General features: G+C 65.4%; 29 protein-coding genes, 1 tRNA gene and 1 pseudogene. 10 read left to right on the top strand and 21 right to left on the bottom strand.

The features are described 5' to 3' along the window. Window positions 1-111 precede the first annotated feature (111 nt). The 13 genes from HTA01S_RS07410 to HTA01S_RS07470 all read right to left on the bottom strand — a co-directional run bounded on the left by HTA01S_RS07410 (window position 112) and on the right by HTA01S_RS07470 (window position 10,831). Window positions 112-915: an IclR family transcriptional regulator gene (locus HTA01S_RS07410; RefSeq protein ID WP_068168677.1), complete on the bottom strand. Its 804-nt coding sequence runs from the start codon at window positions 913-915 to the stop codon at window positions 112-114. Between the two features lie 113 nt (window positions 916-1,028). Beyond that, window positions 1,029-1,766: an arginyltransferase gene (locus HTA01S_RS07415; RefSeq protein ID WP_068168680.1), complete on the bottom strand. Its 738-nt coding sequence runs from the start codon at window positions 1,764-1,766 to the stop codon at window positions 1,029-1,031. Then, window positions 1,763-2,533 carry a leucyl/phenylalanyl-tRNA--protein transferase gene (aat, locus tag HTA01S_RS07420; RefSeq protein ID WP_068169597.1) on the bottom strand — a complete coding sequence of 257 codons (771 nt, stop codon included), beginning with the start codon at window positions 2,531-2,533 and terminating at the stop codon, window positions 1,763-1,765. The genes HTA01S_RS07415 and aat overlap by 4 nt, the downstream gene beginning before the upstream one ends. Window positions 2,534-2,620: 87 nt before the next feature. Next, the gene (locus tag HTA01S_RS07425; RefSeq protein ID WP_068168683.1) at window positions 2,621-2,971 is read right to left on the bottom strand and encodes a VanZ family protein; all 351 of its coding nucleotides are present in this window, start codon (window positions 2,969-2,971) and stop codon (window positions 2,621-2,623) included. Between the two features lie 96 nt (window positions 2,972-3,067). Continuing rightward, a tRNA-Asn gene (locus HTA01S_RS07430) sits at window positions 3,068-3,143 on the bottom strand. A 91-nt stretch (window positions 3,144-3,234) separates the two neighbouring features. Then, window positions 3,235-4,335 carry an NAD(P)/FAD-dependent oxidoreductase gene (locus tag HTA01S_RS07435; protein WP_068168686.1) on the bottom strand — a complete coding sequence of 367 codons (1,101 nt, stop codon included), beginning with the start codon at window positions 4,333-4,335 and terminating at the stop codon, window positions 3,235-3,237. Window positions 4,336-4,338: 3 nt separating this feature from the next. Beyond that, complete coding sequence (gene fdxA / locus HTA01S_RS07440; protein WP_068168689.1) at window positions 4,339-4,668, bottom strand: ferredoxin FdxA; 330 nt, start codon at window positions 4,666-4,668, stop codon at window positions 4,339-4,341. A 104-nt stretch (window positions 4,669-4,772) separates the two neighbouring features. Continuing rightward, window positions 4,773-6,077: a sulfate adenylyltransferase subunit 1 gene (locus HTA01S_RS07445; protein ID WP_068168692.1), complete on the bottom strand. Its 1,305-nt coding sequence runs from the start codon at window positions 6,075-6,077 to the stop codon at window positions 4,773-4,775. A gap of 122 nt (window positions 6,078-6,199) precedes the next feature. Then, entirely contained in the window at window positions 6,200-7,159 is a 960-nt protein-coding gene (gene cysD / locus HTA01S_RS07450; protein WP_068168695.1) for a sulfate adenylyltransferase subunit CysD, read from the bottom strand. Window positions 7,160-7,178: 19 nt separating this feature from the next. After that, complete coding sequence (locus tag HTA01S_RS07455; RefSeq protein ID WP_068168697.1) at window positions 7,179-7,802, bottom strand: phosphoadenosine phosphosulfate reductase domain-containing protein; 624 nt, start codon at window positions 7,800-7,802, stop codon at window positions 7,179-7,181. Between the two features lie 14 nt (window positions 7,803-7,816). After that, complete coding sequence (locus HTA01S_RS07460) at window positions 7,817-8,203, bottom strand: DUF934 domain-containing protein (RefSeq protein ID WP_068168699.1); 387 nt, start codon at window positions 8,201-8,203, stop codon at window positions 7,817-7,819. A 20-nt stretch (window positions 8,204-8,223) separates the two neighbouring features. Next, a complete protein-coding gene (locus HTA01S_RS07465; protein ID WP_068168700.1) occupies window positions 8,224-10,005 on the bottom strand; it encodes a nitrite/sulfite reductase in 1,782 nt (593 codons plus the stop codon). 34 nt (window positions 10,006-10,039) lie between these two features. Continuing rightward, complete coding sequence (locus tag HTA01S_RS07470) at window positions 10,040-10,831, bottom strand: sulfite exporter TauE/SafE family protein (RefSeq protein WP_068168702.1); 792 nt, start codon at window positions 10,829-10,831, stop codon at window positions 10,040-10,042. Between the two features lie 181 nt (window positions 10,832-11,012). On the opposite strand from HTA01S_RS07470, the gene HTA01S_RS07475 reads away from it, so the two are divergent. Beyond that, window positions 11,013-11,834 (top strand): hypothetical protein, encoded by an 822-nt coding sequence (locus HTA01S_RS07475; protein ID WP_068168705.1) that lies wholly within the window; start codon window positions 11,013-11,015, stop codon window positions 11,832-11,834. Between the two features lie 24 nt (window positions 11,835-11,858). Here the strand turns inward: HTA01S_RS07475 and HTA01S_RS07480 are convergent, their stop codons facing one another. Both HTA01S_RS07480 and HTA01S_RS07485 read right to left on the bottom strand, forming a co-directional pair. Continuing rightward, on the bottom strand, window positions 11,859-13,061 hold the full coding sequence (locus HTA01S_RS07480) for an FAD-dependent oxidoreductase (RefSeq protein WP_169804753.1): 1,203 nt from the start codon (window positions 13,059-13,061) through the stop codon (window positions 11,859-11,861). 37 nt (window positions 13,062-13,098) lie between these two features. Beyond that, window positions 13,099-13,377, bottom strand: coding sequence for an oxidative damage protection protein (locus HTA01S_RS07485; RefSeq protein ID WP_068168709.1), 279 nt, complete (start codon window positions 13,375-13,377; stop codon window positions 13,099-13,101). 128 nt (window positions 13,378-13,505) lie between these two features. Here HTA01S_RS07485 and HTA01S_RS07490 point away from each other — a divergent pair, with 128 nt between their 5' ends. Continuing rightward, entirely contained in the window at window positions 13,506-14,519 is a 1,014-nt protein-coding gene (locus tag HTA01S_RS07490; RefSeq protein WP_068168715.1) for a sulfate ABC transporter substrate-binding protein, read from the top strand. Window positions 14,520-14,559: 40 nt separating this feature from the next. Here HTA01S_RS07490 and mmuM read toward each other — a convergent pair whose 3' ends face one another. From mmuM to HTA01S_RS07510, 4 genes are all read right to left on the bottom strand, one after another. Next, entirely contained in the window at window positions 14,560-15,549 is a 990-nt protein-coding gene (gene mmuM / locus HTA01S_RS07495; protein ID WP_068168717.1) for a homocysteine S-methyltransferase, read from the bottom strand. A gap of 127 nt (window positions 15,550-15,676) precedes the next feature. After that, window positions 15,677-16,378 carry an ABC transporter permease gene (locus HTA01S_RS07500; RefSeq protein WP_084235932.1) on the bottom strand — a complete coding sequence of 234 codons (702 nt, stop codon included), beginning with the start codon at window positions 16,376-16,378 and terminating at the stop codon, window positions 15,677-15,679. Then, entirely contained in the window at window positions 16,375-17,055 is a 681-nt protein-coding gene (locus HTA01S_RS07505; RefSeq protein WP_068168721.1) for an ABC transporter permease, read from the bottom strand. The genes HTA01S_RS07500 and HTA01S_RS07505 overlap by 4 nt, the downstream gene beginning before the upstream one ends. A 69-nt stretch (window positions 17,056-17,124) precedes the next feature. Then, window positions 17,125-17,910 (bottom strand): transporter substrate-binding domain-containing protein, encoded by a 786-nt coding sequence (locus HTA01S_RS07510; protein WP_245638027.1) that lies wholly within the window; start codon window positions 17,908-17,910, stop codon window positions 17,125-17,127. A 201-nt stretch (window positions 17,911-18,111) separates the two neighbouring features. Here HTA01S_RS07510 and HTA01S_RS07515 point away from each other — a divergent pair, with 201 nt between their 5' ends. The 4 genes and pseudogenes from HTA01S_RS07515 to HTA01S_RS25145 form a co-directional block, all read left to right on the top strand. Beyond that, window positions 18,112-18,585: an Lrp/AsnC family transcriptional regulator gene (locus HTA01S_RS07515; RefSeq protein ID WP_068168728.1), complete on the top strand. Its 474-nt coding sequence runs from the start codon at window positions 18,112-18,114 to the stop codon at window positions 18,583-18,585. Between the two features lie 243 nt (window positions 18,586-18,828). Then, entirely contained in the window at window positions 18,829-19,602 is a 774-nt protein-coding gene (locus HTA01S_RS07520; RefSeq protein ID WP_068168732.1) for a ferredoxin--NADP reductase, read from the top strand. 229 nt (window positions 19,603-19,831) lie between these two features. Continuing rightward, a complete protein-coding gene (locus HTA01S_RS07525; protein ID WP_068168735.1) occupies window positions 19,832-20,392 on the top strand; it encodes an RBBP9/YdeN family alpha/beta hydrolase in 561 nt (186 codons plus the stop codon). 174 nt (window positions 20,393-20,566) lie between these two features. Then, a pseudogene (locus tag HTA01S_RS25145) lies at window positions 20,567-20,725 on the top strand (sulfate ABC transporter substrate-binding protein); the annotation flags it as partial. Between the two features lie 54 nt (window positions 20,726-20,779). Here HTA01S_RS25145 and HTA01S_RS07530 read toward each other — a convergent pair. Then, window positions 20,780-20,980 (bottom strand): hypothetical protein, encoded by a 201-nt coding sequence (locus tag HTA01S_RS07530; RefSeq protein ID WP_157572014.1) that lies wholly within the window; start codon window positions 20,978-20,980, stop codon window positions 20,780-20,782. Window positions 20,981-21,157: 177 nt separating this feature from the next. Between HTA01S_RS07530 and cysT the strand changes: the two genes are divergently transcribed. The 4 genes from cysT to HTA01S_RS07550 are packed head-to-tail and all read left to right on the top strand — an operon-like array spanning window position 21,158 to window position 24,556. After that, complete coding sequence (gene cysT, locus HTA01S_RS07535) at window positions 21,158-22,009, top strand: sulfate ABC transporter permease subunit CysT (RefSeq protein ID WP_068168741.1); 852 nt, start codon at window positions 21,158-21,160, stop codon at window positions 22,007-22,009. Next, on the top strand, window positions 22,006-22,923 hold the full coding sequence (gene cysW / locus HTA01S_RS07540; RefSeq protein ID WP_068168743.1) for a sulfate ABC transporter permease subunit CysW: 918 nt from the start codon (window positions 22,006-22,008) through the stop codon (window positions 22,921-22,923). The genes cysT and cysW overlap by 4 nt, the downstream gene beginning before the upstream one ends. Before the next feature lie 18 nt (window positions 22,924-22,941). After that, window positions 22,942-24,024, top strand: coding sequence for a sulfate/molybdate ABC transporter ATP-binding protein (locus HTA01S_RS07545; RefSeq protein WP_068168746.1), 1,083 nt, complete (start codon window positions 22,942-22,944; stop codon window positions 24,022-24,024). Between the two features lies 1 nt (window position 24,025). Further along, window positions 24,026-24,556 (top strand): disulfide bond formation protein B, encoded by a 531-nt coding sequence (locus HTA01S_RS07550; protein WP_068168748.1) that lies wholly within the window; start codon window positions 24,026-24,028, stop codon window positions 24,554-24,556. A 54-nt stretch (window positions 24,557-24,610) separates the two neighbouring features. Here the strand turns inward: HTA01S_RS07550 and argA are convergent, their stop codons facing one another. Beyond that, entirely contained in the window at window positions 24,611-25,951 is a 1,341-nt protein-coding gene (gene argA / locus HTA01S_RS07555; RefSeq protein ID WP_068168751.1) for an amino-acid N-acetyltransferase, read from the bottom strand. Window positions 25,952-25,978: the final 27 nt, after the last annotated feature.

The following is a 25,978-nucleotide window of genomic DNA, read 5'->3' on the forward strand; positions in this document are numbered from 1 at the left end:
CTGTGCTCCTGCCACTAAAAGCAGCAGGTTAGGGTTCTTACGTGGGTCAGATTTGGATGGAAATTACCCGCGGTGGTGGGGCAGTTCTGGGTGGAAATCAACATGATGGGCTCAGTGCCCGGTTGGCGCCAGATTCTTGACGTTGGGGCAACCCAGCGCAGCCGATATCTCTGCTGCCGTGGTGCGCAGGCGGGGTACCCAGCTTTCATCGATACGGTCTGCAGGGGCGGAAATCGAGAGGCCCGCCACGAGTTTGCATTGATCGTCGTAAATGCCTGCCGCCATGCAGCGCACACCCAATTCCAGTTCTTCGTTGTCGCGTGCAAGACCAGCCTGACGGCACTGGATCAGCTCGCGTTCCAATGTGGCGAGCTGGGTCAGGCTGTTTCGCGTATTGCCCGCCAGGCCGGTGCGTGTGGCATAGGCGCGCACACGTTGCGGATCATCAGCGGCGAGAAACAGCTTGCCGACGGAGGTGAGGTGCAGGGGGGCTCGACCCCCAATGGCCCGCACCACCTGCATGCCGGAACGCTCGCTGTACGCCCGCTCCACATACACGATCTCGTCGCCCTGGCGAACACTCAGGTTCACCGGCTGCTGGATCAGTTTGTGCAGTTCGCGCATGGGCAGCAGCGCGGCGTCACGCACGCTCAGGCGGGCCTTCACCAGATTGCCCAGTTCCAGCAGCCGCATACCCAATCGGTAGCTGCCGGCCTCCGGGCGATCGACAAAACGCCCGATGGTCAGATCGTTGAGGATGCGGTGGGCCGTGGAAGGGTGCAAACCGGTCTTCTCGCTGATTTCCTTGAGTGAAACCGGCTCCTCGCGTGCGGCCAGCACCTCCAGCAGATTGAACATGCGTTCGATCACCTGAACGGTGGGGGTGCTGGGCAGGTTGTCGGATCGTTTGGTCATGGGCTCAAAATTGGTTGAGCGTATTTTACAAGATGAAATTACGTTTCTTGCTTGCGCTACAAAGTGCTCGCGCTCATCGGCCTGCAAGACCTGTCGTCAAGGCAGTCGGTTGCTCAGTCCCTGACGGTCCAATGTCCGTCAATGAGCACCTCGTGCGGGCGGAACCCGGACTTGTAGCGCATTTTGTCGCTCTGGGCGATCCAGTAACCCAGATAGACATGGGGCAGGTTCAGTGTCCGGGACTGCTCGATCTGCCACAGCACGCTGTAGGTGCCGTAGCTGGCCTTGTCATCCGGCTCGTAGAACGTGTAGACCGCTGAAAGCCCGTCGTTGAGCACGTCCACGATGGAAACCATCTTGAGTTGTGGGGGTTGTCCGTTCCTGCCGGGCTCGTGGAACTCGATCAGTCGTGAGTTGACGCGGCTTTGCAGCAGAAACTGGGTGTACTGGTCGATGCTGTCGTGATCCATGCCTCCGCCTGCGTGGCGGCTGTTCTGATAGCGCAGGTACAACTGGTAGTGTTCCGGGACGAAGCACAGCTTGAGCACCCGGGTCTGCAGGTGCGAATGGCTCGCCAGGCAGCGCCGCTGGCTGCGACTGGGGACAAAGCGTTTCACCGGAACCCTCAGGGGGACGCAAGCCTGACAGCCATCGCAGTGCGGGCGGTAGGTGAACATGCCACTGCGGCGAAAACCGTGCGTGACAAGGTCCGAGTAGGCGTCGTTGTGAATCAGATGGCTCGGGGTGGCCACCTGCGAGCGGGCCTGGTGCCCCTGCAGATAGCTGCATGGGTAAGGCGCCGTGGCATAGAACTGCAGCGCCTGAAGAGGAAGTTCTTTGAGATGGGTCACTCTCGGATACCGTCTTCGTTCAGGATTTCTTTCCAGTATACGGGGAGGAAATCCCACCGTGGCGTTGCATGCAGCAAGGCCATGCGCAAGTGGCGGCAGAACGCTTCGCGCGACATCAGTTCACCGCCCAGTGAGGCCAGGTGCGGGGTGTCTTGCTGACAGTCAATCAAGGGCAGGGCATGGGCGCGACAGAACGCCACCAGCGCCGCCAATGCGATTTTTGACGCGTCGCTTTGCCGGCAAAACATGGATTCGCCGTAGACCATGCCTCCCAGATTGACGCAATAGAGTCCACCCGCGAGCTCGCCGTCGATCCAGGTCTCCACGCTGTGGGCCATGCCAGCCTGGTGCAGGCGGACATAGGCCTGAATCACGGGGGGGAGAATCCAGGAGCCGCTTTGTCCTGCGCGGTGAGTGCGCGCGCAGGCCTGAATGACGCGTTCAAATCCGTGGTTGAAGCGGACCTCCAGCCGCCCCGTCTTGAGCAGGGTTTTCAAGGTCTTGCGCAGGGAGCGGTGCAGCCGGAATCGGTCACAGTGCAACACCATGCGCGGGTCCGTGCTCCACCACAGAATGGGCTGCCCGGCGCTGTACCAGGGAAAGATGCCCTGCGAATAGGCGGCGACCAATGTGGGAACGTCCAGCACACCGCCAGCGGCCAGCAGCCCTGGGGCGGGGTCGGATGATCCCCAGGCGGTTTCAACGGGTGGAAACGCCTGTCCAGGCTCCAGCCAGGGCAGCGTTCGGGCGGGCGGCGATTGCGTCATGGGCATATTGTGCGCGGTTGCCCATGGTCAGACCGTGTTGGCCTGGCAACGCTCAAGTGCGCGAAGCCACTGGCCAATAGCCTGCACTCAACTGCCGGTGCGTGGTCTGCAGAGTTGAAACAGTCGCCAGAGCAGAACGCCAGCCGCAATACCCAAGCCATCGGCCAACCAATCCAGCCAATCTCCATACCGCCAACCGGTGGTCGACTGGATCATTTCGATAGCTCCGCCGTACGCCAGCAGCCACAGCGCAAGGCGCCACGGGCGCGTGGGATACGGCTGCAGACCGAGCAGGGCCAGGCACGCAAAGGCCAGCGAATGCTGGGCCTTGTCCCACACGTTGAGCGTCTGGGGCGGCAGGAACTCAACGGGCAGCAGCGAGAGTACCGCCACGCCGATGAGACTGAGCCAGAAAACCAATCGTTTGATGGTCATCATGAAAGTGGTTGGCGCAAGGGCCGGCAATGCGGGTGTGTGACACCGCCAGAAACAACAAAGGCCTTCCGAAGAAGGCCTTTGTTGTTGCATATGCTTTGGCTCCCCGACCTGGACTCGAACCAGGGACCTGCGGATTAACAGTCCGTCGCTCTACCGACTGAGCTATCAGGGAACAGCCTCAAATTATAGTGTGATTTTTACCGTTTTCCGAGAGCGAAGCATTTTTGTCAAAAAAATGTCGCCGCATCCAGTGGTGGTGACGCTCAGTCAAACACCGGCGACTCGACGCCCAGCACCTTGTGCAGTTTCGGGCTGGTGGTGGTGTATTGCAGGAAGACCTTCTTCTCGGGAAAGATGAAAGGGACGGCGCCAAACGCGGCCAGCGCGCACTCGTGGAAGCCCGAGAGGATGAGCTTCTTCTTGCCAGGGTAGGTGTTGATGTCGCCCACAGCAAAAATGCCGGGGATGCTGGTGGAGAACTTCTCGGTGTCCACCACGAGCTGTTTGCGCTCGATCTCCAGACCCCATTCGGCAATCGGGCCGAGTTTGGGACTCAGGCCAAAGAACACCAGCAACACGTCCAGCGGCACCACGCGGGTCACGCCATCGGCACCGGTCACCTTGGCGCCGGTGAGCTTGCCGTCTTTCTCTTCGTAACCCGTGACCTGGCCGACGATGAACTGCATCTCGTACGCATCGCACAGCTCTCTCATCTTGGCCACGTTGGCCGGGGCGGCCTTGAAGCCATCACGGCGGTGGATCAGGATCACGCTTTCGGCCTTGTTCGGGCCCTCGGCCACGAAGTTCAGCGTCCAGTCGAGTGCCGAGTCACCACCGCCGACCACGACAAGGTTTTTGCCGGCGAAGTCGGCGGGGTTCTTCACGCGGTAGAAGAGTTGCGAACCTTCGAAGCGCTCCAGGCCGTCGACCTTGAGTGTGCGCGGCTGGAAGGCGCCCACGCCGGCGGCGATGAAGATGGTTTTGGTCAGGAATTTCGTTCCCTTGGAGGTTGCCACGAAGAAACGGCCATCGTCCTGTTTCTGAACCGTGGTGACTTCCTGACCCAGGTGGAAGGTCGCGCCAAAAGGCTCGATCTGCTTGAGCAGGGCATCGGTCAGTTCCTGGCCGGTGCACACCGGAACCGCCGGGATGTCGTAGATGGGCTTGTCGGGGTACAGCTCCACCGGTTGACCACCGGGGTAGGCCAGTGAGTCGATCACGTGGGCCTTGATTTCCAGCAAGCCAAGTTCAAACACCTGGAACAGTCCCACTGGCCCCGCGCCGACGATGACGGCGTCGGCTTCGATCGGTCCGTCGTGCGCGGCAGCGGTGTCCATCACTTCTTGGTTCAGTTGGGGTTCCATTTTTCAGCGCAACAGTTCAGGCAGTTTGCCTGTCCGGTCTTTCCATTCCTCGGCATCGGGAAGCGGATCCTTGCGCTTGGTGATGCTCTTCCAGCTTGGCAGCCGCGCCAGCTCGGCGTTGAGTGCGGTCATGTGCACCTGGTCCTTGGGCAGATCCTCTTCAGCGTAGATGGCGCTCACCGGGCATTCCGGAATGCACACCGCGCAGTCGATGCACTCGTCGGGGTCGATGGTCAGGAAGTTCGGGCCTTCGCGAAAACAGTCCACAGGGCAGACATCAACACAATCGGTGTATTTGCAGCGGATGCAGGATTCGGTGACGACGTGGGTCATGGTGATGGTGAGATAACGGTAAACCCCGAATTCTAGGGTTTCCCAGAGGTTAAGGCTTGGTCAAGTCCCTTGCCTTGACATAAGTTAAGGGTGATGGAGCCGGGTCAGTTCACCAGCAAAGCACCCGATGTCTTGTGGCTGGCGGTGTCCACCAGGACCAGCGATCCCAGCGCGCGCGATTGGGCAAAGGGCAAGGTGACGATGGGTTCCTGCAAGGCCAGTTCGATGTGACCGATGGCGTTGGGTTCCAGTTGGGTCGCATCTTCCTCGGCCAGGGTGTTGATGTCCAGCTTGTGCACGATGCGCTTGACCTTGGCCTTGACCCAGCGGTGGCCGTGCAGCGCCCAATACACGCGGCCAGCGACCAGGGTCTCATCGTCCATCCAGGCCACCGTGGCGCGGATCTCGCGGCTCGCTTCCAGCGCACGGCCTTGCTCGTCAGCGGCCAGGAGCCAGTCGCCACGCGACACATCAACTTCGCGGTCCAGCACAATGCCGGCACTGTGCCCGGCCTGCACGGTTTTCGGGTTGCGCGCATGGTCGAGCACCTGGGCCACGGTCGCGGTCTGGCCGCTGGGCATGACCTTGACGGGCTGGCCGGGCATCACGCCGCCGGTGGCCACGCGGCCCCAGAAGACGCGTCGGCCCTGGCTGGTGTCGGAGGACGAGGAGAACTTCTCCACCCACTGCACCGGGAACGCGAACGGCAGCGCGGTGTCGGCGGCCGTCACCGGCAAGTGCTCCAGGATGTCCAGCAGCGTGGGGCCGCTGTAGCCGCACCAGGCAGCCTCGGCCGCGGCGTCTACCACGTTCCAACCCTTGAGGGCCGACACCGGCACGGTGGCGGTCACGGTGATGCCGGCCTCGGCCGCGAAAGCGGCCAGCGCGGCGCTGATGTGGGCGAACGCGAGCGTACTGTCGGCCACGGCGTCGAGCTTGTTGACCGCGAACACGATGGAAGGCACGCGCAGCAGCTTGAGCAGCAGCGAGTGGCGGCGGGTCTGCACCAGCAGCTTGAGGCCGGCGTCCTGCCAGTCGAGCTTGGTGGCATCGACCAGCACCACGGCCGCGTCAGCAGCGGAGGCCGCGGTCACCATGTTGCGCGTGTATTGCTCATGGCCCGGCGCGTCGCCGATGATGAACTTGCGGGTTTCGGTGTTGAAGTAGCGGTAGGCCACGTCGATGGTGATGCCCTGCTCACGCTCCGCCGACAGGCCGTCGGTCAGCAGCGCGAGGTCGGTTTCACCCTGGCGCTGCACGCCGGCCAGGTGGTCTTGCAGCACCGCCTTGCTGTCCACCAGCAGACGGCCGATCAATGTGCTCTTGCCGTCATCGACGGAGCCGCAGGTGATGAACTTCAGCGCGGTGCGGGTGTCGGCGGCGGTGGAAGGGGAAACAACAGCGTTCATACAAAACTTTCGCGAGAAATGTCTGGTTCCAGAACGCCGCGGAACCGGCTTTGCCGGGCCGCAGGCGTTGCCCCTCGAGGGGCGGAACTGGCTACACGCAGTGAGCCAGCGATGGGGGTGGGCTAGAAGTACCCGTCTTTTTTCCGTTTTTCCATGGAGGCTTCGGAGGTTTTGTCGTCCATGCGCGTCGCACCGCGCTCGCTCACGTCGGCGGCCAGAGTCTCGATCACGATTTCACCGGCCGTGGCGGCCAGGCTTTCCACCGGGCATGTGCAGGTGATGTCGCCCACGGTACGGAAACGCACGTCGCGGATCTGCACGGTCTCGCCGTCCTTGGGCGGGGTCAGTTCGGTCACCGGCACCAGCAGGCCGCGGCGGTCGACCACCTCGCGCTTGTGGGTGTAGTAGATCGAGGGCAGGGCGATGTTTTCGCGCTCGATGTACTGCCACACGTCCAGCTCGGTCCAGTTGCTGATGGGGAACACGCGGAAGTGTTCGCCCGGGGCCAGGCGGGTGTTGAACAGGGTCCAGAGCTCGGGGCGCTGGGCCTTGGGCTGCCACTGGCCGAAGCTGTCGCGGTGCGAAAAGATGCGCTCCTTGGCTCGGGCCTTTTCTTCGTCGCGGCGGGCACCGCCGATCAGCGCATCGAAGCGGAATTCTTCGATCGCTTCGAGCAATGTGACCGACTGGTGCACGTTGCGGCTTTCGCCAGGGTGGGCCAGGCGCACGGTGCCGCGCTTCATCGAGTCCTCGACGTTGCGCACGATCAGTTCGGCCTGCAGCTCGGCGGCGCGGCGGTCGCGGAAGTCGGTCACTTCGGGAAAGTTGTGACCGGTGTCGATCATCAGCAGCGGGTAGGGAATGCGGCCGACGCCAAAGGCTTTTTCGGCGCAGCGCAGCATGACCAGCGAGTCCTTGCCGCCTGAGAACAGCAGGGTGGGGCGCTCGAAAGCCGCGGCCACTTCGCGCAGGATGAAGATGGTTTCTTCTTCGAGCGCGTCCAGGTGGGCGTTGCTCAGGTGGTGGCCGGCGGCGGCCTGCAGGGCGGTCTGGATCACTTCGGGCTCGGTGCGTGCGTTCATGATGGGTCTTGTGTCCTGATCAGTGGGCCAGGTGCAGGCCGCACTCGCGGTTGTCTTCGCCCTTGGTCGGGTCCACGTAGTCGAAGTTGTTGGGCAGGCCGTGGGCCTCACAGTATTGGTACAGCTCTTTGGACGACCAGTGCAGCAGCGGCGCGACCTTGATCAGGCCGTCGGGGTTGATGCTCACCGGGTCCATCTGGGCGCGCACGGCGGTGTCGGTGGCCCGCAACGCGGTGAACCAGACCTTGGGCGCCGTCTCGCGCAGGGCGCGGGCAAAGGGTTCCAGCTTCACTTCTTCGGTGAAGGCGGCGTGGCGCGGATCGTCCAGTGCCGGCGTGGCGCCTTCTACGGCCTCGCGGTGCGCGCGCGAGCGGCGCGGCAGGTAGATCTGCAGGTTCAGCTTGAGCTGGCGGGTGACTTCGTCGGCGAAGCGGTAGGTGGCATCGGTGTTGTAGCCGTTGTCCATCCAGATGACCGGCACATCGGGCTTCACGCGGGTGACCAGATGCAGGATCACGGCTTCAAAAGGGCGGAAGTTGGTGGTGACGATGGTCGGCTGACCCAGGCCGAGCGCCCAGCTCACCAGTCCGGGAGCGTTGTGGCCGAGTTCGGCATTGACTTGTGCGAGGTCGTTGGGGTTCATGTTGTGTGCTTCGTTCAGGCAGCCACGGCAAAGTGCGGTTGCGTATGCACCGCATCGCCCTGGTAGAAGGCGGGGTAGTGGGCCAGCAGCTTCTGGCCGTGTGCGATGTTCTGGTCGACGCGCAGCACGGCCTGTGTGAAGCCCGTGCGCTGCATCTGCGCCAGTTGGTCGATCAGCACGTCGCCGATGGCGCGGATCTCGCCCTTGAAGCCCAGTCGGCGGCGCAGCAGGAAGGCTTGGCTGAACGCGCGGCCGTCGGTGAACTTGGGGAACTGCAGCACGACGGTGGTGATGCCGTCGAGCGAGGCCTCGCGCGGATCGGCGTCGTTGGCCAGCGTCAGGGTGCCGGCTTCGTCTGCAGAGAAGGCTTCGGCCTTGAAGAGTTGGAGCGTGGGTTTCATGCGGGTCTCGGATGCTGGGCTCAGGCGGCTACCGGTGTGCGGGCGGTGGCCACGCGCACCGCGTTGGCGGCGGTCTTGAAGGGGTCGATGCCGACGCGCTTGACGGTCTGGACGAAGGTTTCGGCCGTTTGGCGCTCCGCGCGGTAGGTGGTGAGCAGGGCTTCGATCACGTCCGTCATTTCGTTGGCGGCGAAGGACGGACCAATCACCCTGCCTGGCACGGCTTCGCCCGACAGGCGCGTGCCATCCGATCCGCCCAGTGTCACCTGGTACCACTCCTGACCGTCCTTGTCGACGCCCAGGATGCCGATGTGCCCGCTGTGGTGGTGGCCGCAGCTGTTGATGCAGCCGCTGATGTGTAGGTCGATCTCGCCCAGGTCGTGCAGTTCGTCCAGGTCCTGGTAGCGCGCCAGCAGAGCCTGCGCGATCGGCAGCGAGCGGGCATTGGCCAGATCGCAGAAATCGCCACCGGGGCAGGCGATCATGTCGCTCAGCAAGCCGATGTTGGGCTTGGCCAGGCCGAGGCGGCGCGCTTCGCGCCACAGCTCGGGCAACTGGTCGCAGCTGACCCAGGGCAGCAGCAGGTTCTGTTCGTGCGTCACACGCGCTTCACCGGCCGAGAAGCGGTCAGCCAGGTCGGCGGCGCGCTCCAGTTGCTCGGCGCTCGCGTCGCCGGGGGCCGAGCCCAGGCGCTTGAACGACAGCGTGACGGCGCGCAGGTCGGGGTTCTGGTGTGGCTTCACGTTCTGCGTGAGCCAGCGGCTGAACTCCACGTCGTCTTCGGCCGCAGCCTTGAGGATGTGGGCGATCTTGGCGTCGGCGCTCTTGCGGTCGCAGTTCAGCGCAGGCGGCACGAAGAAGGCGCTCACGCGGTCCAGTTCGGCTTGGGTGATGGTGTGCGGCGCGCCGTCTTTCTCGATGATGTCGGCGTACTCGGCTTCCACCTGGTCGGTGAAGGCCTGGCCTTCGGCCTTTACGAGGATCTTGATGCGAGCCTTGTAGATGTTGTCGCGGCGGCCGAAGCGGTTGTAGGCGCGCACGACGGCTTCAAGGTAGTTGAGGATCTGGTTCCAGGGCAGGAACTCGCGGACCACCGTGCCGATGATCGGTGTGCGGCCCATGCCGCCACCCACGCGCACCTGGAAGCCCAGGTCGCCGTCCACGTTGCGCAGCAGGCGCAGGCCGACGTCGTGCCACGGCGTGGCGGCGCGGTCTTCGCGCGCGCCGGTGATGGCGATCTTGAACTTGCGCGGCAGGAAAGCGAACTCGGGGTGCAGCGTGCTCCACTGGCGCATGATTTCCGCGAAGGGGCGCGGGTCGGCGACTTCGTCCACCGCGATGCCGGCGAGCGCGTCGGTGGTGATGTTGCGGATGCAGTTGCCGCTGGTCTGGATGCCGTGCATGTTGACGCTGGCCAGCAGGTCCATCACGTCGGCCGCGCGGTGCAGCGGAATCCAGTTGTATTGCACGTTCTGGCGCGTGGTGAAGTGGCCGCAGCGGTCGGGCAGGGTGGGTACGTCGGCCAGGGCTGCGTTGGCCTTGGACACGTCGTGGTCTTCCTTGTGGTCATAGTCGCGCGCGATCTTCGCCAGCACGCGCAACTGGTCGCTGGAGATTTCGCCGTAAGGCACGGCCACGCGCAGCATGGGCGCGAAACGCTGGATGTACCAGCCGTTTTGCAGGCGCAGCGGCTTGAACTCGTCGCCGCCGAGCGTGCCGGCCTGCGAGCGTTCGAGCTGGTCGCGGAACTGGGCCGCGCGCTGCTGGACGAACTGGCGATCGAAGTCGGAATACTGGTACATGACGGAATAGATGGGCTTCGTGGGGAAAGAAGAATCAAAAGGCGATCAGCTTGGTGCCGGCGTAGGCCAGCAGCAGCGAGAGCACCGAACGCACCAGGCGCTCGGGCGTGTGGCGCATCAGCCGCGTGCCGAGCCAGATGCCGGGCAGCGAACCGGCCAGCAGCTGGGCCAGGAGCGGCCAGTCCACCGAACCCAGGCTGGTGTGGCCCAGGCCGGCCACCAGCGTGAGCGGCACGGCGTAGGCGATGTCGGCCGCCACGATGCGCGGCAGCGGCAGCAGCGGGAACAGGATCAGCAGCACCGAGACACCGATGGCTCCGGCGCCCACCGAGGTGAGCGTGACCAGGGTGCCGATAACGGCACCGAACAGCACGGGCAGGCTCCAGTGGCGGGCATGTGTGGCGCCCTCCAACTGGCCTTCGGGCAGGTTGCGCGGCAGCTGCTTGCCGCGGGCGGCCTTGTAGAACATCGCGGCGGCGGTCAGCAGCAGGGCGATGCCCAGGGTGTTGGTCATGAGCGACTGCACGGTAGGGCTGGCTGGCCCGAGGCGGTGCAACACCGCGAGGGTGATCAGGGCGGCTGGAAGGCTGCCCGCGCACAGCTGGGCCACCACGCGCCAGGGCACCAGGCGTTGGCGCGCCAGGCTCACCGTGCCACCGGCCTTGGTGACAGCGGCGAACAGCAGGTCGGTGCCCACGGCCAGGTAGGGCTTGATCCCGAAGAAGAAGATCAGGATTGGCGTCATCAGCGAGCCGCCGCCCACGCCGGTCAATCCGACGATGAGTCCCACGGCGAAGCCGGCAAAGATGATGGCAAATTCAGGCATGGGCGCGACTGTAAAGTTGCTCGCTTATATTGCAAACGATTTTTTTGTTCTTCATATATTCCTATATGGAATAAGCTGGTGAGCCGCTGTGCGAAGAGCCCACCTGGCGATCGCAAACGCATTTTCTGGGCCCTGCAAACCCGGTTCATTCGGGGGCCGGGAGGTTCCACACCGACGTAACATGGACGCCAACATGGACAAGCAGCGCATATTTGTGAGCGTGGTCGGCTTCTCCGACGTGGAGCGGCACGCCCTCAACACCGTGTTCCGCTTGTCGGAGGAGCGCGACCTGTCCTACGCGCCCTGGGTGCCACTCATTGCCCCCGGCGCAGAGGCGTCTCCGGAGGCCAACCGTATCGCCGACGTGGCGCTGGTGGATGGCGAGAGCGCCGAGGCCGTGTTGTCCCACGCCAAAGAGTTGCCCCCTGGCCAGCGCCTGATCTGGGTCGGCCCCGGCGGCCCGGCCCATGCCTGGCGGGTGCTGCAGCGCCCGATCCAGTGGGCCAGCGTGCTCAACGACCTGGATGCGGTGTTTGCCGCCCGGCAGGCAGACTCGGGGTATCTCGATCTGGACATCAGCGCGCCCGTGCCGCTGGACGTGGATCTGGACGAGCCATCGCCGCCAGCCAAACGCGCCTTGCTGGTGGGGACGGACCTGCAGGAGCGCACCTACCTGCGCTCGCGGCTGGCGCTGGCACGCGTGACCGAGGCCGACGAGGTCAGCAGCACCGAAACTGCGGTGGCCTTGCTGCGGCGCAACCGGTACAGCTGCGGGGTTTTCAATCTGGACGAGCACCAGCTCGACGTGTGGGCGCTGGCGCGGCTGTTTGCGCAGAAGAACCCCCAGGCGCTGCTGATGGGGATCAGCGAACACGCTGGCCCGCGGGCCACTTGGTGGAGTCGCCGCCGGGTCATGCGCGATACCCGCCGGGCCGGCATCAAGGCCCTGCTGGCGCGACCCTTGCAGCCGCGCGAACTCTCGCAGTGGATGGAGCTGCTTTAGGCCCCATGACGGGATAGCTGATCTTCAGGCGGCTTGCCGGCGCGCCTGTTTCCAGGCGAAACGGGCCGGGTCCAGGGCCTTGAGCAGGTCGTCGTCCACCGGGGGCAGATCCGCCTGGGTCTCGTCCATCTGCGCTGCCAGCCGCGTGGCACACCAGTGCGACAAGGTCAGCCCACGCGAGCCCAGGGCGCTCAGCACGAACAGACCCGGCCAGCGCGGCGTGTCGGCCAGCGGTACCCGGCCACGCCGCGCGCCGGCCTGTGCCATCCGGGTCTGCAGCGCGCCCAGATGGGGCACCGCACCCATCACGGGTAAGCGGTCCAGCGAGGCGCAGCGCACCTGCGCCCAGCCCATCAGTTGGCCGCTGGCGCGCGCCTCGTGCAGACGTTGCGCGGCGGTCGCGCTGATCGCCAGCAGGCTTTGGGCGTTGCGTTCGTGGGCCGCATCGCTCAGGTGGCTGCTGTTGTCGCCGCGTTCGTAGGTCGATCCCATGGCCCAGATCCGCGCGGGCCACTGTGGGGGCAGTCCACTGTCTTCGTACACCGGCACGAACACGCCGTTGTCGCGCTGCGGGCGTTCGGCCAGCGGCGCGTCGTGCAGTGCGGCCAGGCTCATCTGGCCCTTGACCGGGCGCAGCGGCAGGGCGTCGGCGTTCATCAGGTCGGCCGACGCCGTCAGCAGGGCAAAGCTGCCAAACGCCGCAGCGACCACCACCACTGGCGCCTGGGCCAGCACCTGGCCGCTGGCGTCCAGGGCCTGCCAGTCGGCAGGCTCGATGTCCGGGGTATCGGGGTTCGCCGTGGGCACCTGGCGCAGCCCGGCCACCTGGGCGTTCCACCGCGTGGTAAGCGCGCCCAGACGCTGGGCTTCATCCAGCCAAGCCTGCACCAGCGCCGCCGGGCGCACCAGCGCAGCGGGCCAGCGCCCGGGGTCGTGCCCGAGGTTGTCCACTTCGCAGGCCTGCCAGCCCTGGCCTTGTGGCACCAGCCGTTCCAGTTCGGCCCGCATGTCGGGCACACCCAGTTCACACAGGCGCGACAGCGGCGTGGGCGCGCGGGTCACGTGGGGGCTCAACATGCCCACGGGCAAGGCCGACGCGGCCTGCGCCGGGCCGCTCGCGGCGTCCAGCAGCGTGACGCGCCAGCCGCGCCGCGCCAGGGCTGCGCACACGGCAGCGCCGGCCAGGCCGGCGCCCACCACCAGCGCGTGGCGAACGGTTTCAGTCAAGGGGGGCCTGCAGGCGGTTTCGGAAATGCCGCAGGCCTTAGGCCGCGTCGGACGGAGGAACGTAACCGGCGGCCGCGTCGGCGCCTTCGCCGAAGAAATGCTTTTCCATTTGCCGCGCCAGGTACTGGCGGGCGCGCGCATCGGCCAGATTCAGCCGGTTTTCGTTGAGCAGCATGGTCTGGTGCTTGAGCCAGGCCGCCCAGGCTTCCTTGCTCACGTTCTCGTACAGGCGCTTGCCCAGTTCACCGGGGTAGGGCGGAAAGTCCAGGCCCTCGGCTTCCTTGCCGAGTTTGATGCAGTTGACGGTGCGTGCCATGTTGATGTCCTTGGGAATTGGGTACAGATGTTTGGGTAATAAACAACTGAAAACGTATTCGTTCCAGTTTTCACCCCTCGCTCCCATGATCCGCTCCGTTGTTCATTCATTCAACGGAGAAAAATTTCATGCAAGCACGCCGACACTTTATCAACGTTTTGTTCACCGCAGCCCTGGCAGGGTCGGGTCTGAGCGCTTTTGCGCAGCACTCCATGACCTTGCTCAATGTGTCGTACGACCCGACGCGCGAACTCTACGTCGAAGTCAACGCCGCCTTCACCAAATACTGGAAGGCCAAGACCGGCCAGGACGTGACCATCCAGCAGAGCCACGGCGGCTCGGGCAAACAGGCCCGTTCCATCATCGACGGCCTGGACGCCGACGTGGCCACCCTGGCCCTGGCCGGCGACACCGACGCGCTGCACAGCAACGGCGGCTGGATCCGCAAGGACTGGCAGAAGCGCCTGCCCCTCAACAGCTCGCCTTACACCTCCACCATCGTGCTGGTGACCCGCGCGGGCAACCCGAAAAACATCAAGGACTGGGACGATCTGATCCGCCCGGACGTGAAGGTCATCACCCCCAACCCCAAGACCTCGGGCGGTGCGCGCTGGAACTACCTGGCCGCCTGGGAGTTCGCCAAACGCAAGTACGGCAGCGACGACAAGGCCAAGGCATTTGTGGGCAAGCTCTACGCCAATGTGCCGGTGCTCGACACGGGTGCGCGCGGCTCGTCCATCACCTTTGCACAGCGTGGGCAGGGCGATGTGTTCATCTCCTGGGAAAACGAGGCCTACCTGCTGGAGAAGGAGTTCGGCAACAAGGTGGACTTCGTCTACCCGTCGCTCTCCATCCTGGCCGAACCGGCGGTGACGGTGGTCGACAAGAACGTGGACAAGAAGGGCACGCGCGCCGTGGCCCAGGCCTATCTGGAGTACCTCTACACCGAAGAGGCGCAGGACATCATCGGCAAGCACTTCTACCGCCCGACCTCGGCCAAGGCACAGGCCAAGTACGCCAAACAGCTGCCCAGGCTCAACCTCTTCACCATCGGTGACGCCTTCGGCGGCTGGGAGCAGGCCCGCAAGGACCACTTCGCCGACGGCGCGAGCTTTGACCAGATCTACGCCGGAAGTCGTTGAACGGCCACAGGCCGTCGCACCCCGGGTCGAGCCCGGCTTTTCAGCGGGGCGCGCCGGTTTCGATCAACGCACCGCTGGCCACGGCGGCCTGTTTGATGGCCCGGATGTCGTCCGGCCCCGTGCGGCAGCAGCCGCCGATGAGCCGCGCGCCGCGACCGTGCCAGCGCATGGCCTGGGCGGCGAAGTCGTGCGCCCGGCCTTCGCCGTGCCAGACCTTGTCGACCGCGTCGTAGTGTTCGCCCGAGTTGGGGTAGACCACGATGGGTTTGGTGGTGTGCGAGCGGGCCAGTTCCACCAGCGATTCGATGAACTCGGGTGCCGTGCAGTTCACACCCACGGCGGCGATCTGGGGCAGGGCGTCGAGCTGCGCCACGCAGTCGGCGAAGGGCTCGCCCTGGCTGTTGTGCGCGCCGTCCCGGCAGGAAAAGCTGAGCCAGGCCTGCACGCCGGGAAACTCGGGCAGCAGGCCCGCGATCGCCAGCGCTTCATCGAGGCAGGGAATCGTTTCGCAGGCCAGCAGATCGGCGCCCGCATGGGCCAGCACCTGCAGGCGCGGCCGGTGGAAGTCGGCCAGCGCCTGGCGTGAGATGCCCTGGTAGCCCCGGTACTCGGATCCATCGGCCAGCATGGCACCGTAGGGCCCGATGGACGCCGCTACCAGGGGCCGGCGGCGGCCCACGCGGTGGGCGGGCTCGGCCCAGAAGGCGTCCCGGGCCTCACAGGCCAGCGTCACCGAACGCCGCATCAGGTCGGCCGCCTGTTCGTGGCTCAGGCCGCGCCGTGCAAAGGCTTCAAAGGTCGCCTGGTAACTGGCGGTGGTGGCCACGTCGGCGCCGGCGAGAAAGTAGTCCAGGTGCACCTGCCGGATCAGGTCGGGCTGTTCGATCAGCAGCTTGGCGGACCACAGCGGGTCCAGCAGATCGGCGCCACGGCGCTCCAGCTCGGTGGCCAGGGCGCCATCGAGCATGAACAGGCCCTGTTCGGCCAGCGCGGTTTGCAGGGGGGACGTGGGTTCTGGGGTGGGCATCATGACGTTGGAAAAGGGATGAAACACGTTCGTCGAGCGTAGCCACGGGGTCGGGTTTCGGGCCGCGAAGAAAGGGTGGAATTGCCTGAAAACGGCATCCTCACCCGGACCCGCGCGGGCCGGCTACTGGCTACCGGCGGCCGGCCGGGCCGAAGCGCCGCTCGATCCGGCGCACGGCCAGCACCACCACCAGGGTGATGGCCGCGTAGACAACCCCGGCCACCACCAGCGCGTCGGTGGTGTACGAGGCGTTCGACAGTCGGCGCGCGACGCCGGTGAGGTCCAGCACGGTGATGGTGCTCACCAGGGCCGTGGCCTTGAGCTGGGCGATCACCTCGTTGCCCAGGGCCGGTGTGGCGATCCGCCAGGCCGCGGGCAGCACGATCCAGCGGTAGCACTGGAACGGGCTCATGCCCATGGCCAGGGCGGCTTCTTTTTCGCCGAGGGGCACCGCCAGGATGCCGGCCCGCAGGTCTTCGGCCATGTAGGCCGCCAGGTTCAGGCTCAGCGCGAGCAGACCGCAATAGAACGCGTCTTCCAGCACCCACCAGGCGGGCGAGTGGCGCACGGCTTCGAACTGGCTCACCCCGTAGTACAGGATGAACAGCTGCACCAGCAGGGGCGTGCCGCGAAACGCCGCGCTGTAGCCGCGCGCCAGCCGCGCCGGCCAGGCTTTGCCGGAGGTGGCCGCGAGCGCCAGGGGCAGCGCGAGCGCAAAGGCCAGCAGCACCGAGCCGCACAGCAGCTGCAGGGTGATCACCAGGCCTTCCCACACCTCCAGCATGCTGTCGGTGGGCAGCTCCAGCCACATTTCAAGCGCTTCGAAGTTCATGCGGCCCTCGCTTCAAAGCCCCGTCCGGCCCGGCGTTCCAGCCAGGCAAAGACCGGTTGCGAGGCGTGCAGGAACACGAAGTACACGGTCGCTGCCGCCAGAAAGAACAGGAACGGCTGGTGCGTGGCCTGGGCCGCCATGTTGGACTTCTTGAGCAGGTCCTCCAGCCCGACCACCGACACCAGCGAGGTGTCCTTCAACAGCGATTGCCACAGGTTGCCGAGGCTGGGCAGGGCGATGCGCCAGGCCTGGGGCAGTCGCACGGCGAAGAAGGTCTGGGTGGCGGTGAGCCCGAAGGCCTGCGCGGCTTCGATCTGTCCCCGGGGGATGGCCGCGAAGCTGCCGCGAAACACCTCGCTGGCGTAGGCCGCGAACACGATGGACAGGGCGAAGACGCCCGCCGCAAACGGGCTGATCTCCACCGCGCCGTCGAGGTGGTTGTTGATGAGGTTGGACAGCCCGAAGTAACAGACCAGCACGATCAGGAACTCGGGGATGCCGCGCAGCAGGCCCGTGCACAGCCGCACGGCGCGGCGCAGCAGCGTGCGGCCGCTCAGACTGCCGGCCGCCAGCACCAGCCCGAGGGCCAGGCCCACCACCAGTGAAGACAGGGCCAGTTGCACGGTGACCCAGGCACCCTGCAGCAACTGACCGGCGTACAGCCACAAATCGTCCATTCACCATCCCGCAAAAACAGGAAAACCAGGCCACCCTTGCCGGACAGCCTGGTCCCGAGGGGCGCCAGCTTACTTCAGCGCGGGCGCGATGCTGAAGGGGAACACCTTCTGGTTCTCGGCCGCGAAGCTGCCGTCGGTCAGCACCTGCTTGATTGCGGTGTTCAGGCGCGCGCGCAGCGGGTCTCCCTTGCGCACGGCGATGCCGGTGCCTTCGCCGAACATGGCCACGTCGTTCAGCGGTTTGCCCGCGAGGGCGAACCCCTTGGCCTTGCCGGTTTTCTCCAGCCACTCGTGGGCCACCGTGGTGTCGGTCAGCGCGGCCTGCACGCGGCCCGCCTCCAGGTCGAGCCAGATCGGGTCCTGCGAGGGGTAGGCCTTGATGGCGATGCCCGACTGGCTCTTGGGCAGGCGCTTCTTCAGGTAGGTCTCGTGGCTGGAGCCGCTGTAGATGCCGACGGTCTTGCCGCGCAGCGTGGCCGGGTCCTCGGTGATGCCCGAGCCGGCCTTGGCGACGTACTGCACCGGGGCCAGGGTGAAGAGGTCGGTGAAGTCCACCACCTTCTTGCGCTCGTCGGTGATCGACATCTGGGCCAGCACGGCATCGATCTTCTTGGCCTTGAGCGCGGGGATCAGGGCGTCGAAGTCCATCGTCACGTATTCGCATTTGGCCTGGATGTGCTTGCACATGAGCTTGCCCAGTTCGATCTCCATGCCCTTGAGCTCGCCCTTGGCATCGCGGTACTCGAATGGCGCGTAGTCCGACAGGGTGCCGATGCGCACCACATCTTCGGCGTGCACGGCGCCGGCGAAGGACAGTACACCGGCCACCAGGCAACTCAACAGGGAACGACTCACGTTGTTATCTCCAGAAAAAGGTCGGACAACCGACGGACAGGGCGACCAGAAGGTCTTTTTTCAGCGTAAAAAGTGGCGCAAGTATCCGCGTCTGGATTGCGGCCGGGCGGCAAAAAACGCCCCAAGCGCGCGGGATGGCGGCGATTCGGGCCGCTCTGGTGCGCTGCGGCGACGCGCTGGCGCAGTGCCTAGAATCGCCGCATGGACACCGAACTGGACGGTTTTGACCGGAAGATCCTGGACCTGGTCCAGAAGGACTGCCAACTGACGGCCGAGGTCATCGCGGAGGCGGTGGGGCTGTCGGCGTCCGCCGTCCAACGGCGCCTGCGCCGCATGCGCAGCGAGAAGACCATCAGCGCCGAGGTGGCGGTGGTGAACCCGCAGGCGGTGGGCCACACCATGAGCTTCCTGGCCGGTCTGGAGATCAAGGACAACTACGAGGCGCTGCCGCGCATTCGCCAGTGGGCACAGACCGAACCGGCCGTCCAGCAGGTCTACTACGTGACCGGCAGCTTCGACATCATGATGGTGGTCGTGGCGCGTGACGTGAAGGCCTACGACGCGCTCGCGGCCCGCCTGATGGCCGACGTGCCGCAGGTGATCCGCATGACAACCCATGTCGTCATCGACGCGATGAAGGTGGGCCTGTACGTGCCGCTGGATCAGGCCGGTTAGGCCGCGGGAAGAGGGCGGTCGCATGCCGACCGCGTCGGGCGTCCGGGTTTGTACCGAGTGCGCACGGCGGGCGTTTTACAATTCACGGGTTTTGTTGATCGTTTCCTCGCGGTGGCGTGCCGTCCCCGGTTCGATCCGATCCCGTACCGCTTGCAGTCATGTGCTGCCGGCCGATGCCCTGGGTGTCGGCCGGCATTTTCATGGCTTGTTCCGTCTTCCTTTTGCCCGGAGTCACACGATCCCATGAGTGCATTTCTTGAAGAGCGCGTCCTGAGCGTGCATCACTGGACCGACCGCCTGTTCAGTTTCACCACCACGCGCGACCCGGCGCTGCGCTTCTCCAACGGTCACTTCACCATGATCGGCCTGCGGGTGAACGACAAGCCGCTGCTGCGTGCCTACAGCATCGCCAGCCCCAATTACGCCGAACACCTGGAGTTCCTGAGCATCAAGGTGCCCGACGGCCCGCTCACCTCGCGCCTGCAGCACATCCAGGTCGGCGACAGCATCGTCGTGGGCCGCAAGCCCACCGGCACCCTGCTGATCGATTACCTGCTGCCCGGCAAACGCCTGTACCTGCTGGCCACCGGCACCGGGCTGGCGCCGTTCCTGAGTGTGATCCGCGACCCCGACACCTACGAGCGCTTCGAGCAGGTGGTGCTGGTGCACGGTGTGCGCGAGGTCAAGGAGCTGGCCTACCGCGAATTCCTCAGCCAGACCCTCAAGCACGACGAGTTCCTGGGCGAAATGGTGGAGAAGCAGTTCCTGTACTACCCGACGGTCACGCGCGAACCCTTCGTTCACCAGGGTCGCATCCCGACGCTGCTGGACAACGGCACGCTGGCCAAAGACCTGGGCCTGCCCCGGCTGGACCCGGCGCACGACCGCATCATGATCTGCGGCAGCCCCGAGATGCTGCGCGACCTCAAGGCCCTGGCCGAGAAGAATGGTTTCGAGGAAGGCAACACCAGCCGTCCCGGCGCCTTCGTGATCGAACGCGCGTTCGCTGGCAGCTGAACCCGAGCGCGGCAGCATCTGCCGCGATGCACCTGCCCATCTATAGATAGTTGGGCAATAAACAAACTTCTTTATATTCGTTTGGGTATGTGACCTTGCTCTCCACAATGCGGACCTCTGCATTGAAGGAGCGCATTGATGAGCACACTCAGACGGGGCGACACCGCTCCAGGCGTCACCCAGGCGTCCACCGCCGATCCGCGGTCCGGCCGTTGAGACCGGAGGCGGCATGTCCACACCCACGGTCATCATCGTGCCGGGTTGGCGCAATTCCGGCCCCGGGCACTGGCAGACGCTCTGGTGCGAGCGCCTGGGCCATGTGGTGCGCGTGGAGCAGGACGACTGGCTCTCGCCACAAAAGCGCGCCTGGGTGAACCGGCTGAGCGAGACCATCCTGCAGGTCCGCGGGCCCGTGGTGATCGTCGCGCACAGCCTGGGCTGCATCACCACCACCCACCTGCCCCTTGAAGCGGCCGCGCGTATCCAGGGCGCGTTGCTGGTGGCGCCGGCCGACCCGGAGCGGCGCGGCGTGTTGTCTGATTTCGCGCCCGTGCCCTACCAGAAGCTGCCCTACCGCAGCGTGCTGGTGGCCAGCGGCAACGACCCGTATTGCCCGGTGCGCCTGGCCGGGGCCTACGCCCGGGCCTGGGGCAGCGAGTTCGTGCGCCTCAACGAGGCCGGCCATATCAACGTGGACTCCGGTCACGGCGAGTGGCCGCTGGGCCTGGCCCTGCTGCAGTCGCTCGGGGCCGACGTAACGCCGGTCGTGCCGGCAGACGCCACTGCCTGACCGTCCTTACTCCTGATTCGAATAAGAGAACAAGAACAAGCCGTTGTTTCGCGGCGGGTCGATCTCCGCATTCGATGTATTTCCTCTATCGGCTCACCTCTTTTATGAAAACACCTGCAAGTTCACCTTCGGCACCCTGGCGCTGGCCGCCGCTTTCATCGCTTTGGTGCAGACATGCGCCCACGCAACGAAGCCGTGTTGAAGAAGTACGCCGCCGCGTTCAAGCCGATCAAGCTGTTTACCGTCAACGAGTACTTCGGCTCATTGGCCGACGCGCAGAAGCTGCACTTCAACGACGTTGGGCAGTTCGACAAGCTGTACACGAACAAGTAGGGCTCCGGGACCGCCCGCGTGTGCACCCACGCTCGGTGGCGTGGGCATGCGGTATCAGGCCATGAACACTGCGATGAAGGCCAGCATGAAGATCAGGATGGCCGCCATGCAGGGCAGGACGAGGGGCATGTACCAGATGACGGTATCGAGGATGTCTTGCGCCTGCTCATCGGCGTACACGCGCAGTTCCGGGTCGGAATATTCCAGCGGGTGTGCGGCCATGGCCTGGTCAGGTGCTAGGGCGGTGTGTTGCATGGTGATCTCCTTGCAAAACTTCAACGGCAACGCGGCAGGCCATCGCCTGTGGGCGCCAACAGCTGTGCCGCACCCACAGCCTGATCCGGACGCGAAGGACCGTCAACCCCGCCGCTCTTGTGGCTATTCCCATCGCTCGGACTTGTCATGACGCGAAACCATGAAAAAAGCATTTCCATGCCATTGAGGACCCTCTCAAGACCCACACTCCGCGTGCTGCCTGGCTTCAACCTCACGCTCGGTTTCACGGTCTTCTACCTCTGCCTGATCGTGCTGATCCCGCTGTCGGCGCTGGTCTTCAAGACCTTCACACTGACCTGGCCGCAGTTCTGGGAGGCGGTCACGGCGCCGCGGGTGCTGGCCTCGTACCGGCTCACCTTCGGCGCGTCGTTCATGGCGGCGCTGGTGAACGTGGTGTTCGGCCTGCTGGTGGCCTGGGTGCTGGTGCGCTATTCCTTCCCGGGCAAGAAGATCGTGGACGCGCTGGTGGACCTGCCGTTTGCCTTGCCCACCGCCGTGGCCGGCATTTCACTCACCGCGCTGCTGGCCGGCAACGGCTGGATCGGTTCGCTGCTGGAGCCGCACGGCATCCAGCTCGCCTTCAACCCCAACGGCGTGGTGATCGCGCTCATCTTCATCGGCCTGCCTTTCGTGGTGCGCACGGTGCAGCCGGTGCTGGAAGACGCCGAGAAGGAGCTGGAAGAGGCCGCGACCTGCCTGGGCGCCACGCGCTGGCAGACCTTCAGCCGCGTGATCTTCCCGAGCATTGCGCCCGCGCTGCTGACCGGCTTTGCCATGGCCTTCGCCCGCGCCGTGGGTGAATACGGCTCGGTCATCTTCATCGCCGGCAACATGCCCATGGTGTCCGAGATCACGCCGCTGATCATCATCGGCAAGCTGGAGCAGTACGACTACGCGGGCGCCACCGCGGTCGCCACGGTGATGCTGGTGATCTCGTTTGCACTCCTGCTTGTGATCAATGGATTGCAAGGCTGGCAGCGCAAGCGTTCAGCGGGGAATTCGCAATGAGTGGCCAGAACAACATCCGCAGCGCCCAGCGCGGCACCACCGAAGTGCCCTGGATCCGCTGGACGCTCACCGGCATCGCGCTGGTGTTCATGTTCCTCTTCCTGGTGTTGCCGCTGGCGGCGGTGTTCACCGAAGCCCTGCGCAAGGGCTGGGACGCCTACCGGGAAGCGCTGAAGGAACCCGACGCCTGGGCGGCGATCCGCCTGACGCTGCTGACGGCCGCCGTGGCCGTACCGCTGAACCTGACGTTCGGCATTGCGGCCGCCTGGGCGATTGCCAAGTACGAGTTCAAGGGCAAGTCCTTCCTGACCACGCTGATCGACCTGCCGTTCTCCGTCTCGCCGGTGGTGGCCGGCCTGATCTATGTGCTGGTGTTCGGCGCGCAGGGCTGGTTCGGCCCCTGGCTGGCCGAGCACGACATCAAAATCGTGTTCGCCGTGCCCGGCATCATCCTGGCCACCATCTTCGTCACCTTCCCCTTCATCGCGCGCGAACTCATCCCTCTGATGCAGGCCCAGGGCAACGACGAGGAGCAGGCGGCCCAGGTGCTGGGCGCCACCGGCTGGCAGACCTTCTGGTACGTGACCCTACCCAACATCCAGTGGGGCCTGATCTACGGCGTGATCCTGTGCAACGCGCGGGCCATGGGCGAGTTCGGCGCGGTCTCGGTGGTCTCGGGCCACATCCGTGGCCAGACCAACACCATGCCGCTGCATGTGGAGATCCTCTACAACGAATACCAGTCGGTCGCCGCATTTGCCGTGGCCTCGCTGCTGGCCCTGCTGGCGCTGGTGACGCTGGCCATCAAGTCGGTGGCCGAGTGGCGCATGGAGCGCGAACTCAAGGCACTGGCCGAGCTGCCGCCCGAGCGGCCCATCCCTGCGCTGGGCGCCGCTGTCGGCGGCCTCCACTGACCATCACCGGGAATTCCCATGAGCATTGAAATCCGCAACGTCAACAAGCACTTCGGCAGCTTCCAGGCCCTGCGCGACGTCAACCTCGATATCGCTTCGGGCGAACTGCTGGCGCTGCTCGGCCCCTCGGGCTGCGGCAAGACCACGCTGCTGCGCATCATCGCCGGGCTGGAAACGCCGGACACCGGCAGCATCCACTTCAGCGGCGAAGACACCACCGACGTGCACGTGCGCGAGCGCAACGTGGGTTTCGTGTTTCAGCACTACGCGCTGTTCCGCCACATGAGCGTGTTCGAGAACGTGGCCTTCGGCCTGCGCGTGAAGCCACGCGGCGAGCGCCCCAGCGAGGCTCAGATCAAACAGAAGGTGACCGACCTGCTCAAGCTGGTGCAGCTCGACTGGCTGGCCGACCGCTACCCCTCACAGCTCTCCGGCGGTCAGCGCCAGCGCATCGCGCTCGCCCGGGCGCTGGCGGTGGAGCCCCAGGTGCTGCTGCTCGACGAACCCTTTGGCGCGCTCGACGCCAAGGTGCGCAAGGAACTGCGCCGCTGGCTGCGCCGCCTGCACGACGAGCTGCACGTCACCAGCATCTTCGTCACGCACGACCAGGAAGAAGCCCTGGAAGTGGCCGACCGCGTGGTGTTGATGAACCAGGGCGTGGTGGAGCAGTCGGGCTCGCCGCAGGATGTCTGGGACCACCCGGCCAGCCCGTTCGTGTACGGGTTCCTGGGTGACGTGAACCTGTTCCATGGCCGCGCGCACGAAGGCCTGCTGCACCTGGGCGACGTGGCCATCGATTCCCCTGAACACGCCGAGACCCAGAACGCCCAGGCCTTCGCCTATGTGCGCCCGCACGACCTCGACGTGCAGCGCTACACGCCGGGCACCAGTGGCATCGTGGCCACGCTCAGCCGGGCCATCGTGGTCGGCCCGATCGCGCGGCTGGAACTCTTGCCGGTGGAGAACAATCAACCTGCGGGACACGACCCCCTGATCGAGGCGCAGATTCCTGCGCAACAATTCAGGGCGTCGGGCTTCAAGGACGGTGAGACACTGGTCGTCTCGCCGCGCAAGGCCCGCGTCTTCCTGCAAGGACACTGATTTGTCATCCGCTCTACCCGCCCAAGCTCTCGCTCTCATCGAACGTTTTCCCCGCCGCCTGCTCGCGCTGATTGCCCTGGGCTGCGTGGGCCTGCTCGCTTTTGGCCTGTACCTGCAGCATGTGGTGGGGCTGGAGCCGTGCCCCATGTGCATCGTGCAGCGTTACGCGCTGGTGCTGGTGGCGCTGGTGGCCGCCATTGCGGCTGCGCTGCCTGGTCGCGGCGCGCACGCGGTCGGCGCCGGCTTGATGGGCCTGCTGGCGGTCTCGGGTGCCTTCGTGGCCGCGCGCCAGAGCTGGCTGCAGTGGAACCCGCCCGAGATCCTGAGCTGCGGGCGCGATTTTTACGGGATGATCGAGTCGTTTCCGCTCAAGCGGGCGATTCCCATGATCTTCAAGGGCAGCGGTGACTGTTCGGCCATCGATTGGACCTTCCTGGGCCTGACGATCGCGAACTGGTCGTTTCTCTGCTTCTCGCTGATCGCGCTGCTGGCCGTGCTGCTGCTGGTGCGCCGCGCACCCGCCAGCGCCTGAGTCAACGAAGGCCACGCGCCCGTGGCCCAATCCGGCCGACGCGTGCTGTGGCGTTCAACCCAGCTTTTTCACCAGCACCTGGCTCTTGCGGTCCCAGTTGTACTTTCGCTTGCGCGCCTCGGGCAGCCAGTCGGGGTTGACCTGCACGAAGCCGCGCTTGAGGAACCAGTGCATGGTGCGCGTGGTGAGCACGAAGATGCTCTGCAGGCCCTGCGCCTTGGCGCGGGTCTCGATGCGCTTGAGCAGCCGCTCGCCGTCGCCCTGGCTCTGCGTGTCGGGCGACACGGTGAGGGCGGCCATCTCGCCGGTGCGGGCCTCGGGGTAGGGGTAGAGCGCGGCGCAGCCGAAGATCACGCCGTCGTGTTCGATGATGGTGTAGTTGCCCGCGTCGCGTTCGATCTCGGTGCGGTCGCGCTTGACCAGGGTGCCGTCCTTTTCGAAAGGCTCGATCAGCGCCACGATGCCGCTCACGTCGTCCATGGTGGCTTCGCGCACGCTCTCCAGCTTCTCGTCCACCACCATGGTGCCGATGCCGTCGTGGGTGTAGATCTCCAGCAGCAGCGCGCCGTCCACCGCGAACGGCAGGATGTGGCTGCGCTCCACGCCGCCTTCGCAGGCGCGGATGCAGTGCTGCAGGTAGAAGGCCGTGTCGGTCGGTTGCGTGGGCGAGGGCAGGGCGGCGAGCATCTTCTTCGCGTCGGCCAGCGGCAGCTCGGTGTCGATCTCGCTTTCCGGGTCGGCCGCGTCCAGGCGGATGCCGGGCACCTCGGTCAGGAACATCAGCTTGTCGGCCTGCAGCGCTACGGCGATGGAGGTGGCCACGTCTTCCATCGTGAGGTTGAAGGCCTCGCCGGTGGGTGAAAAACCGAAGGGTGAGAGCAGCACCATGGCGCCCATGTCCAGCGTGCGCTGGATGCCTTCGGTGTCCACCTTGCGCACCAGGCCGGAGTGGATGAAGTCCACGCCGTCGATCAGGCCCACCGGGCGTGCGGTGATGAAGTTGCCCGAGATCACGCGCACCGTGGCGCCGGCCATGGGGGTGTTGGGCAGGCCCTGGCTGAAAGCGGCCTCGATCTCGTAGCGCAACTGTCCGGCGGCCTCCTGCGCGCAGTCCAGCGCCACCGAGTCGGTGATACGCATGCCGTGGGAGTACTTCGCCGCGTGGCCCTTGGCCTGGAGCTGCTCGTTCACCTGCGGGCGAAAGCCGTGCACCAGCACGATCTGCACGCCCATGCTCTGGATCAGCGCCAAATCCTGCGCGATCAGGGGCAACTTGCCCGCCGCGATGGCCTCACCGGCAATGCCCACCACCAGCGTGTTGCCGCGGTGCTTGTGGATATAGGGCGCGACCGAGCGGAACCAGGGCACGAAGGTGAAGTTGAAGACGTTGGACATGGGCGCAGACGCGGATGGGCAGGAGGT

The organism is Hydrogenophaga taeniospiralis CCUG 15921, from assembly GCF_001592305.1.
GTDB classification, from domain to species: Bacteria; Pseudomonadota; Gammaproteobacteria; order Burkholderiales; family Burkholderiaceae_C; genus Hydrogenophaga; species Hydrogenophaga taeniospiralis.